The organism is Gilvimarinus sp. 2_MG-2023, from assembly GCF_030547685.1.
Classification (GTDB): domain Bacteria; phylum Pseudomonadota; class Gammaproteobacteria; order Pseudomonadales; family Cellvibrionaceae; genus Gilvimarinus.
Window position 1 is genome coordinate 214,114 of the sequence record NZ_JAUOQM010000018.1, and the last position, 11,164, is coordinate 225,277.

5 protein-coding genes are annotated in these 11,164 nt (G+C 47.1%); all 5 read left to right on the forward strand.

All coding sequences use genetic code 11. The annotated features are described in order from the left end of the window. Nucleotides 1-724: 724 nt before the first annotated feature. The 5 genes from Q4526_RS03850 to Q4526_RS03870 all read left to right on the forward strand — a co-directional run bounded on the left by Q4526_RS03850 (nucleotide 725) and on the right by Q4526_RS03870 (nucleotide 11,163). The gene (locus Q4526_RS03850) at nucleotides 725-2,491 is read left to right on the forward strand and encodes a hypothetical protein (protein ID WP_303609527.1); all 1,767 of its coding nucleotides are present in this window, start codon (nucleotides 725-727) and stop codon (nucleotides 2,489-2,491) included. Nucleotides 2,492-3,560: 1,069 nt separating this feature from the next. Continuing rightward, nucleotides 3,561-4,538 carry a hypothetical protein gene (locus Q4526_RS03855; protein ID WP_303609528.1) on the forward strand — a complete coding sequence of 326 codons (978 nt, stop codon included), beginning with the start codon at nucleotides 3,561-3,563 and terminating at the stop codon, nucleotides 4,536-4,538. 23 nt (nucleotides 4,539-4,561) lie between these two features. Continuing rightward, complete coding sequence (locus tag Q4526_RS03860) at nucleotides 4,562-5,506, forward strand: CsgG/HfaB family protein (RefSeq protein ID WP_215975570.1); 945 nt, start codon at nucleotides 4,562-4,564, stop codon at nucleotides 5,504-5,506. A gap of 30 nt (nucleotides 5,507-5,536) precedes the next feature. Beyond that, complete coding sequence (locus Q4526_RS03865; protein WP_215975571.1) at nucleotides 5,537-9,793, forward strand: hypothetical protein; 4,257 nt, start codon at nucleotides 5,537-5,539, stop codon at nucleotides 9,791-9,793. Between the two features lie 365 nt (nucleotides 9,794-10,158). After that, nucleotides 10,159-11,163: an IS110 family transposase gene (locus tag Q4526_RS03870; RefSeq protein ID WP_303609529.1), complete on the forward strand. Its 1,005-nt coding sequence runs from the start codon at nucleotides 10,159-10,161 to the stop codon at nucleotides 11,161-11,163. The last annotated feature ends 1 nt before the right edge of the window (nucleotide 11,164 follow it).

The following is an 11,164-nucleotide window of genomic DNA, read 5'->3' on the forward strand; positions in this document are numbered from 1 at the left end:
AATCACATTTTATATTTTTCGCGTGTGTAAATTGTAGGGCCTACCTCACTCAACGCGCAAGAGCTATTCCTGATATTGGTTGGGTAGGTGCAGCGTACGCGATTGGAAAATCAATGTGTTGTCAAATGAAAGGCAGGGAACTTTGATTGTGCGAGATTATATTTGGGCTTTTCTAATAATTTTCTTGTTGATTTTTTCTACCATGGCGTAGCATTTTTATCACTAGATTCTCTAGTTAAATCGTCTTTATATTTGAGTTTTAAGTGGGGCGTAAGCTACCCCACTCAGTAGCCCCCCCCAAAAAAAACATCTGAGGCGCGACAAATGGGCATGGATACTGGGCAGTGAGCAGTTTAAGCGCGATTTCGAGTCGAAAACGGGAAAATCCGTCGTTTCCAGACAGCTCGGCGGCGACCGGAAATCACCAAGCTGGAGAAATCAATGACTTTGACCCCATTGATCCCGGATTCCATCGATCCCTTGTATATCATTGCCCTGCCTCAAATGGTCTTAATCTGAGCCTGACATCAAGGTAGTAAGACTGCGATTATCGGTAGTTATGAAACAATAGTGATCGTATACTTTATGCTCTCGGCGGAAGATTCCGAGTGACAGCGGCTTTGAACGGAAGCCGCAACAAACCATTAGGGATATTTCCAACATGAAAAAACTTCTCTGGCTTACGCTCTTGGGCTGCCTGTTCTCAGTATCAGCCTCAGCGCAAGTGTCTCCTACCTTTAGCAAAACGTTTGCCCCTGAAAAAATAGAAACCAGCGATACAGCAGTGCTAACCTTCACGCTGGATAACTCGGCCAACGCGACGGCCGCACTGACGGTGAACTTTAGCGATACTCTGCCACCCTCGATGGTTGTGGGCGCGCCATCGAATGCCAGTACCAACTGTGTAGGAGGCACGCTGAGTGCTCCTGATAACGGGGGCAGTATTACCTACACGGGCGGCGAAATTCCCGCAAGCGCGATCTGTCAAATTGTTGTCGATATAGTCGCACCCAGCACCGATGGCTTGTACGTCAACACCACCTCGGATCTTACATCTTCGTTTGGCAACAGCGGACCTGCCAGCAGCACACTGGAGGTAATCGAAAACGTTTTATTCCTACCTCTGCCGGTCGACCAAGACTTCGAGAGTATCCCCATTCAGGAAGTGAGATCCAACGACGCCCTGCTGGACATACCCGGTTTTCGGTATGAACAAAACTCGCCCAATGGTCGATTCGCGATCCGATCCGATTTCGACCCCGATGGTATGCGCATAGCCTCTATGGATAACCCAGACGGCGAGAGCATAAACCACATCATTCTGGGGTTTGACGGATCGGCCCATCCTGCCGGCCAAGAACTCTACTTGGATTTCAACTGGTACGATCACGGTGACGAAACTGACATCGAGGACATCGTTGAAATCCGTGGTACACCGACTGATGCATGGCTCCAGATTTACAATTTTGGCGCTCACTCGAATAATGGCGCTTGGACGTCGGTCACTGACCTAGAGCTCACTGCGGTGCTAAACGGCAACGGCCAGTCATTAAGCAACCAAAGCCAAATTCGATTTGGTCAAAACGACAACTTTCCGATCAATACCGATGGAATCAGTCTGGACGATATCGAGATCGGCCCGTCCGTCAAGTTTGATAAGGCGTTTAGTCCTACGCTGGTTGCACTGGGTGATTTGGCACGGCTAACGTTCTCCATCGACAACGGCGGAACCCTCGATGCGACCGGCATCAATTTCTCGGACAACTTACCAGCAGGCATGGCATTAGCGACACCCGCCAATGTTATCAGCACCTGCAACGGCAGCCTGACAGCCGCCAGCGGCACCAGCTTGATCGACTACAGCGGCGGCTCTCTAGTCTCAGGTGCCAGCTGCACGATCGAGGTCGACGTAGTCACTTCGGCGCCGGGCGACTTGATCAATACCAGTAATGCGCTGACCTCTTCGACGGGTGACAGCGGCTCGGCCAGCGCCACACTGACCGTCAACGAGGCTCCAAGCTTTGGAATCAGCTTTTCCCCTACGCAAATTACCCCTGGACAGTCAACGACGTTAAGCTTCAGCATCGACAACAGCAGCTCGCCCAGTGCCGCGACAGGTTTAGGGTTTTCCTTACCGCTGCCGGCGGGAATGGAGGTCTCCTCGCCAATGAACTTAAGCGACGGCTGTGGCGGCGCACTGATAGTCACCGGTAACACTCTCGATTACAGTGGCGGATCTGTGGCGGCGGGAGCAAGCTGCAACATCAGCCTCGACGTGACGGCGTTCATCGGCAGCAGTAGCAGCAGTAGCTTCTCGCCGATGGCCACGCTCTCGTCCAGCCTTGGTAGCTCGCCCAGCGTGTTGCTTCTAGGTGCGCTGGGCGTCGCCAACGCGCACGCCCTGCCCATGCTTTCAAACTGGAGCTTGGGACTACTCATCATAATGGTTATGGCCAGCCTGTTCATCCGCAGACGTCAGTTCTTCGGTTAATGGTTGGTTGAGTAAACACAAAAATCCCCGCCTGTGTGGCAGGTGGGGATTTTGTACCTGATCTCTAGCCAGCTCATTGTAGAGGGCCGTATCGACAGGGCGCGGCCCAAGCCGACTTCTCTGCGTCCGGCATTCACCTTCTCTTATCTGCTTACCCCATAAAATAGGCCTGCGCTCGGCTGGCTGCAGGGGCCCCAAAAACGTCACTTCGTAACAGGCTTGGGTTGGTAGATGTGTTTATCGTTATGGCCTAATACTCTACGGTAAATATACGCGCCCAGCGCACATTTTAGTGGTCAATTAATTTCAGACAAGGAGCTGTCAAAAATGCCACTTTTTCCTTTTCAACCAAATGCATTCCGCAACTCCTTAGTCGATCTCTACCGGAGATAGGTTACCGTGGGAAGTTTGACCTTGGCAAAAATTAACTGCCATGGGTGCGCACGATTCAAGGCTTAACCCCAGCAATTACATTTAGCGAGGAGGGCAGCCATTGTGTTGATGGTTTATGCGGCATAAATTTGATCTGCCCCCATTTATTATTACGCTTTGAATTGGGTATTTATACTGGGCTGCCAAGAGCAACATTTACCCCCCTCTAGTGGGGGCCATAGTGTATCTAAAACAAGTGCTCAAACACATTGTGGCTGCAAAACGCGAAACTGTTGGGGGCAGATACCCACTAACGCATTGGTAGTCCAAATGGTTTGTTAATTGGATGCATTTATAACTACTAGATATTCATCAATATTAGCGCCGTTTAAACTAGATCAATAGGGCCATTCCGCCCTCATTGATCCTAAGAGAGTGAGCCCCTTCATAGTAGTTTTTACCTAGCATAAAAGGTACGGATATTGTAATGACCCATAGCATAGGTCGCGTGAGTTTTGGAGAGTTAACACACGTCAAGTTAAGCGCTCTAATACTTGTGGTTAATAGAGCAGTGCTTTATAGTCAATGCTTGTTTGTAGTCATGAGAATAACAAAGTGAGTGGCTCGGTGCTCCTTCATGATGGCTACTGAGAATAAATTTGGCGATGTATTAATATAGCTCGTCAGCCATAGGAAGGTGAAGGTGGTTCATTGGAAGATTCTATTACTATTTGTAGTGCTTATCCCCTCTCATGCCCTCGCATTGACTATAAGCAATGACAATTCATGGTCGGCGCTGTTTGGCGGTAAGGCAGCACAGTACGAGATTTCGTTACTTGGGCTGGCAAATTCGCAGGTATCAATTCACTGGGAGCTGTCCGTCAAAGGCCGGGTCTTGTCAAGAGGGCAGGGTCGCGCTGGCCTAGATCGTGATGGTTTGGGTGTGGTGCAGCTCACTTTGGCTGCCCCAAAGCTCACGCCAAGCGCAGTTGTGAGTGGGCAGCTATCAGTGGTTGTTTTCGAAAAAGATAACACCGATCCTATTGCTCAAAAGAAAATCGCTTTAAATATATACGGGCAAGATGTGCTGTGGGCCGAAAGACAAGCACTTGGAACGAGACAGATTCAACTGTTTGACCCGAGTCAGGCCACCGCAAAAGCCTTTAAATCGCTGCAGCTTCCCTACAATTTAATCTCCAAATCGCAACTTCTTAATGTGGCCACTCCGGGGCTTATTGTTATAGGCACGGGCCTCGCTTTAAATGACGTCAGAGGTCTTACATCGGTTTTACTCGAGCTTGCCCGTAACGGGCAGAAGGTCGTTATCCTTAAGCCTGTATCGGGGGTGTTTCCGCTATATGATTCGTCTGATTTTACGCGTTTTCCTACGGCGATGTCATTGTCCGACCACTTGCCTTTGCCGCAGCTCCGCGGCCTGACATGGCCCGAGCTGAACTCTACACTAACCTATCGACTTAATCCTTCTTATAGCGACTCTGAGGCAGAGGTTGAAGTGATTCCTGAAACACAAACGGGTTGGAGTTGGTTGCAGTTGGACTATGCCGGATCGGGGGGGCGCCTGATTGTATGCACCGTTCCGTTAATCGAACGTATCGATGAATCTCCAGTTCCACAAATCGTCTTGGCGCGTTTGCTGGCGAACGCAAGCTTATAACACTTACTCTTTAGGGGAATATTATGAAAGTTGTGTTTAACCTATTGTTGGCACTTTGCTTGTGCTCGGCTGCATCAACGAGCTTTTCCGATACTGCAGAGATTCTTCACCCAGTTGCCATTTTTGACTTCTCCGAGAAGGGGCGGGCGGTATCGGGAATGGGAGAGAAGATAGGATCTATACTGTTTGCAAAGCTGGTTATGGACCCAAATATAGCATTGGTGGATCGCGAAGAGCTTAACAAGCTTGAAGACGAAGCGGTGCTTAGTTTGTCCGGAATGGTGAACCCGCAACAGGCGATCCAGGTGGGACAGTTGACGGGAGCAAAAATCATTATTACCGGTACTATTTTTGAAATTGAAGACAGCCTAATGATTGTCGCCAAGATAATTGGCACTGAAACTAGTCGGGTTTTGGGCGCATCGGTTGAAGGTAGCGTGAGCGATAGTGTTCTTAGTTTGACACAAGATCTTTCCAGTCAGGTCGCGAATGTCATCTCTAGTAACGCGGACACGTTGTTGGCGAAGCCCGTTAGTAGAAATGATCGTTTGGCCGAACTTAAGAAAAAGCTCGGAGACCGAGAGAGACCCACTTTGGCGATTTCAATTCGTGAGCAACATATTAATCGAGCGGCCAAAGATCCAGCTGCAGAAACCGAGATGATCTTTTACAGTATGGACTCTGGTTTTGAGGTAGTTGATGCTGGTTCTACAAGCGCAAAAAGTGCCGATATTCTAATTCGTGGCGAAGGTTTTACCGAGATTTCAACTCGAAAAGGCGAGATTGTTGGTGTAAAGGCGCGGCTGGAGGTTAGGGCGATAGACCAAGCTACTAATCGTGTGATTGCGGTGGATAGGCAGGTGGAAGTTGAGATTGATGTCAGCGAAATGATAGCCGCGAAAGGTGCACTGCAAAGTGCGTCAGCTAAAATCGCGGAGCGCCTGCTACCTAAGCTGGTAGGGCTGTAAGCCACAATATCTAAAATAGGATTGTTGAGCGTGAAACAAAATAATAAAAAGTCAGCCTTCAATATTGTGAGTGTATTGATTTTGTTACTGGCGGTTGTTGTTGGGTTGCAGCTGGCCGGCTGGCTGCCGGCCTTCAGCCTGACTGAGCCAAAAGAAAACCCGGCGGTGGCGCAGCAATCCACGCCTTCAGCAGTGACTGTGTCCACTCCCACTTCTGAGGCTGCGTCGCCGGTATTGGTCGTCCCAGAGAGCTCTTCTTCCGAGACGATCGTGCCTCGCATTGCACTATACCCATTGGACGATACGTTATATAGCCAAAAAAATAGCGATGGACCTGAGCTCTCTGAGCTGATCACGTCTTTGCTGTTGATTGAATTGGGTTCAAGTTCTCAGGTTGAGCTTCTCGATCGTTCCTTTATGGATGCATTGTTTTATGAAAAAACGGCGCCACTTGCAGGCGACCAAGCACGAGAAAATCAGCAATCGGTGATGAAATTACCGCTTTCAGATTATTCTTTAGTCGGCTCGTTATTGTCTGGTGAAGAGGGTGAGGCCTACACCTTAAAGCTTCTTGATAATAGCACAGGAGAGGTAGTGAGCGCTGCTCGCTTCCCGTTTACGATCGCCACCTTGAGGCAGGTAGTGCGCAAAGCCTCGACTTTTGTGCAAACGCAAGCGTCTAGGGTTAAACCTAAGAGGGGCACAGCAGAGTCTGAGCAAGCACGGCGTAAAATCGCTATTGGTCATTTTTTTGATGTAACAGTAGACGATAAGAATCTAGCTAAAGGGCGCGATTTAAGTGAGCACCTAATAGAGCGACTAGTTAACGACATGAGTTATCGGGTTCTGGCAAGAACACAGGTTATGCCTTTGGTGATTGAAGAAGGCCTGCGAAAGCTTCAATACACCGAAGAGGATCGATCCTCCTTGCGAGCAGAAGCCGATTGGGCCGTCCATGGCGTGTACCGAGTTGAAACCACTCGTTTAGAGTCTTTAATAACGCTTTACCTTTATATTGATTCGGTTGATAGCGGCCGAGAGTTGTTTGTTTTAAAGGGTAATGATTGGGCAGAGATTTACAACCAGACCAGCGAAACTATTATCACATCTCTCTCTCCGGTAGAGGCGGGGGTGGCCACTGATGACCAGAGTAAATCCCGTGAGCTGTTATTCCAGGCAGCCGATCTACAAGGCGTAGTGGCAACAAAACATGTTCGTAATGGAACACATAGGATTTCTCATAAATTTTATACTGAGCTCGCCAAGCAGCCTGTTAAAAATCAAGTTAATACGTCCGTTAGGCTTCTTGAGGAAGCGCTTGAATATGATCCGTTGAATTATGCTGCTAAGTTTTCGCTCTCGCTTATTCTTGATGACGAGCAAGGAGGTACTCGAGCAAAAAAACTAAATATCGATGTTCTGGGCGGTATTGATTCCGAGACTATCTATTCGGCTGAATCCATAAATCGTGACAAAAGTATTGATGAATATTTCGGCTCAACTGTTAATAGAAATGTGAGAGATAAAATACAAAAAGCGCTTATAGATAATGGTTTACTAGATCAATCAAACAACGTGATTAAAAAAATTAAGTATAACTTGGATTATATTTTTAACAGGCCCTACTCAAATCCTATCGAAGGTTTAGACCTGGATGAGACAGTCCAGGCACTTGAGTATCTGCGTTTAAAATATCACCAGCCGGGGTATAAAATTCGATTTTCGCCGCCGCGAAATGGTCATTATAGCATTGCTCAGAAACGGTCGTGGTATCAGGCTTACTACAACGTCGGGCACAACCGAGAGGCAATGCTGAACACGAGCTTAGCCGTTGCGGCTAGTGGCATGGATGTTCTCTATGCCACTGACTTGCCCTCTGTGGAGTTTTATCCAGAAACTGCAGAGCAGTCGCCTCAAAGGCGCCGGTCTCGAATGAGAATTGCGGTCGATGGGTTTGCGTCGAGTGTTTTTTTAGATGAGGCTTACCTAAAGCCTCGGGTTATGCTCGGCTATAGTCTGTGTCGACCTGAGGTCGGCCTCTGTGGTTTGGGGGAGAAAATGCTGTCTTGGGCGGTAGATCAAATACCCGGGGCTGATGGCGAAGGACCAATGGGTCTTTTTGAAGATGATGAGGTTAACGAACATGACCGCTTGATGTTTCTCGCCGCTGACGTAGTAGATCGTGTGGACGAGGCGAGCTTTACAAGAATTTTTCAGAACGTTTTGCGTAAAAGTAATTACTTGTTTAATAAGAAAAAAGAACAAAAATCTAAGCTGCAAAAAAATCAAGAAGAAGCTAATTACAAGGAGCCAGAGAAAACGCAAATTTATAGCTACGTTGACTTAATTAGGGTCGAGAGCGAACAGCTTGAGCGCAATCATCGTAAGCTTAAGCGAAACAAGAACTATAGTAAAAACAGAGAGTCATTGGCACTTTTCTTGGCGAGCCAAAATAGTGCCGAGTTAAACCGCTTGTCAAATAATCTTCTGAAGGAAGTGTTACATGATTTTCCTAGTGTCTACCCGTATTTACTGTTTAATGCCGACCCAGTAACATCGGCGGTAATGGACGAGCAAGATAGAGTTATGGCGAAGATCGCGGCAGGAGAAGTTAATCCGGTGCGGCCAAGCAAGCTAATGGGTCGGGCGTTAGCGCTGTTTCGGTATCGTGCGGAGCAAGGCAGCCCGGAAAGTTTTATTCGTGCCAAAAAGTATATTTCTTACTTTGAAGAATATTATGGAATAACAGAAAATTCAGCAATAGATTTCTCGTGGCTTTATCATCATGCCGGTGAGCATGAAAAATCAAGAGCTATTTTGCAAGGCTACGGTAAGTCGTCTTTTGAGCTTAAAAATTATAAATGGGATAATTATAACGGGGTCTACACCCAAAACGGATTCGATAAAGAGTCACGCTTGATCTACACTAATACCCGCACAGATATAAAAATTACTTATACAGCTCATCACAGGTTGGTTGATGTTGGTGAGCACCCCTTAAAATGGCGACGTGGACCTTATGCTCTACCAGAAGATGGGGACTTTATTTGGGGTGAGATGAGTCCAGAAATTGCAAAAAAAGTCGCGATTGATCGAGCTGAGCCACTTGACCCTTGGGCGGGTATCCCGGTCGTTGAAATCGAAGCTCTCCCTGAGGCGGTTTCTTCTGGAGATAAAAACACGACAGAATCGTTGTTGTTCGATAAATACTCTATAAGTCCAGGTGGTGATGTTGCTATAAAGGGGTTTCCTCGTCGCTCGGGCATAGGGCCCTTGCGCAATAAATATTTTTCGGAATATCTGCGACACACACAAGACGTTGAAATCATTAGAGCAGCTTTATTTAGAAAAGGCTACTTGTCAGTTGAGGGTTTTCCTGTTGATATGCCGGGCGTTACGAGATTAGATAAGCTTCAGGAAGATTTCCCTGATTTCAATTATCGAGAGATGAATGATTTAAGCGCGGCACTAAGTCGCGCCGAGAGAGTCTCATTTTCTGGTGAGGTTAGCATCTATCAGTACGTTGCGGGGGCTTGGGTTGAGGCGGCTACACTGTCGGCCAGCGATGCCACGACGGATGCAAATTTTGGTGTGGGGGTCTCGGCGCAGGGTGGTCGCGCTTTAGTTTGTAACACTTTGGAAGGTATCTATAGTTATCTCTTTATTAATTCGCAATGGCAGTGGAGTCGAAAATTCAATGCTGGCTGTAGCAATGTTGCTGTATCGGGCGATTGGGCGGTAGTCAGTTGGCGCGAAAAGGTCTATATGTTTCATTTTGATGGTCAGCTTTGGCAACCCACTCAGACACTAGTCGTAGATGATTATTTTTCCAAGCGTGAAAGAAGAGAGAACTTTGAAGTTCTCGGAGCATCCATGGTTATCATGGGCAACGAAATGTTTATTGGTAACCCAAGGGGTGGCTCAGATCACCTGGGTGAAGTTTACCGATTTGTCTTAGGGCAGGACGAGTGGCGACAGACAGATACATTAGCGCCAGACATTGAGACTGTCGACAGACCCAACTCTTCCTTTGGTGATTCACTTGCCGTTAGTCGTGACTGGCTCGCTGTTGGTAATCGTGCTAAAGGGGAAGTTGATACACCAAACTTTCGGAGGGGGATGGTGTACCTTTATAAGCGAGAGAATAAAAAATGGACGCCGTTTGTTCGTCTGATTGGTAAAGATACAACAATACAAGATGAATTTGGTCGGAGTGTATTTATTGATAAGAAAAATAACACTTTGTTGATCAAGTCAAATAATAGCCTTTACCGATATGTTCTTTAATTGAAAATAATATTTATTTTCTATGGCGGTTTGGAATAAATTAAAAAATAGTCTCATTTTAGCGCCATTAGCTTTAGTTCTAATTATTATCGTATATAAGTGGTATGAGAAATATTAATGTGGTCAGGCCTTATAAATCACATTTTATATTTTTTGCGTGTGCAAATTGTAAGGCCTCGTATATTGACGATGCCGATGATAGCCAGAATGATATTGCTGATGCAACGGCCAGATCGGTTGAGGCTGACAAGGCACAAGTTCATTGAAGCTGAGGGTCAGATAAGCCCACCGATCTGATTTTTCGTTCATCCATTTCGAAGGGTAACTTAGGCTAGCTATTTATAAGCCTGAATACGAGGACGCATATGATGAATGATGTAGCCGTTGGAATTGATGTATCAAAGAGCAAGCTCGATATTTGTATTGCCCGTGACGGCAAATACAAAAGTAAGTCTCTGAGCAATACGAAAAGCGGTCACAAGGAATTAACTAAATGGCTGGAAGCCCAAGGTGTCACCAGTGAGACGCCAGTGGCCCTTGAAGCAACAGGTCCGTATAGCGAAGCTATCGCAATACACCTTAGTGACAATGCTTGGTGTGTAAGTGTGATTAATCCGGCTCGAATTTCAGGATTTGCAAAAAGCGAGCTAGCTCGAAACAAAACCGACAAGGCCGATGCGAAACTCATTGCACGATTTGCGTTGCGTGCGGATTTAGAGATTTGGCAGCCGCTCACTCCTGCAGTAAGAGAGCTTAGAGCCTTAGTAGACAGGCTACAGGCGCTTTCAGACATGCGACAGCAAGAGCTCAACCGAATCGAAGGCTTATCAGAAACCGCTCAGCTTACCGTCAAAGAAATGATTATGGATCATGTGCAGTGGCTTGAGAAACAAATCGATTCTATTAAGTCCGATATTGATGATCATATCGACGGCAACACCGAGCTGAAGCAAGATGCCGAACTCATTGAAAGCATTCCGGGTATGGGGCGTCGATCTACCGCACAGTTTTTGGCTTACATTGGCGACGTGAGGCGTTTCAAAAACGCTAAAGCACTGGCGGCTTTTATTGGCGTTACACCGAGGCAAAAACAATCGGGAACATCGATCAAAGGACGAAGTAGCCTCTCACGCACTGGACACAATGCAGCAAGAAAATCGCTATTCATGCCTGGCATGGTGGCGAAGCGATTCAATCCGGTAATTATTGCAGCTTCTGCAAGACTTGAAGCCAGAGGGTTAACGCCGAAAGCGATCGTCGGTGCCAGTATGAGAAGACTGGTTCACATGATCTACGGTGTGGTGAAGTCAGGAACCCACTTCAATGCAAAAATCCCGCTATCAAGGCTTGATTTTCAAGAGGGTATCTGAC

What these genes read in the sequence shown, in the direction of transcription:
- Q4526_RS03860 (WP_215975570.1), top strand. Translation starts at nt 4,562, where the DNA reads ATGAAAGTTGTGTTTAACCTATTGTTGGCACTTTGCTTGTGCTCGGCT.
- Q4526_RS03870 (WP_303609529.1), top strand. Translation starts at nt 10,159, where the DNA reads ATGATGAATGATGTAGCCGTTGGAATTGATGTATCAAAGAGCAAGCTC.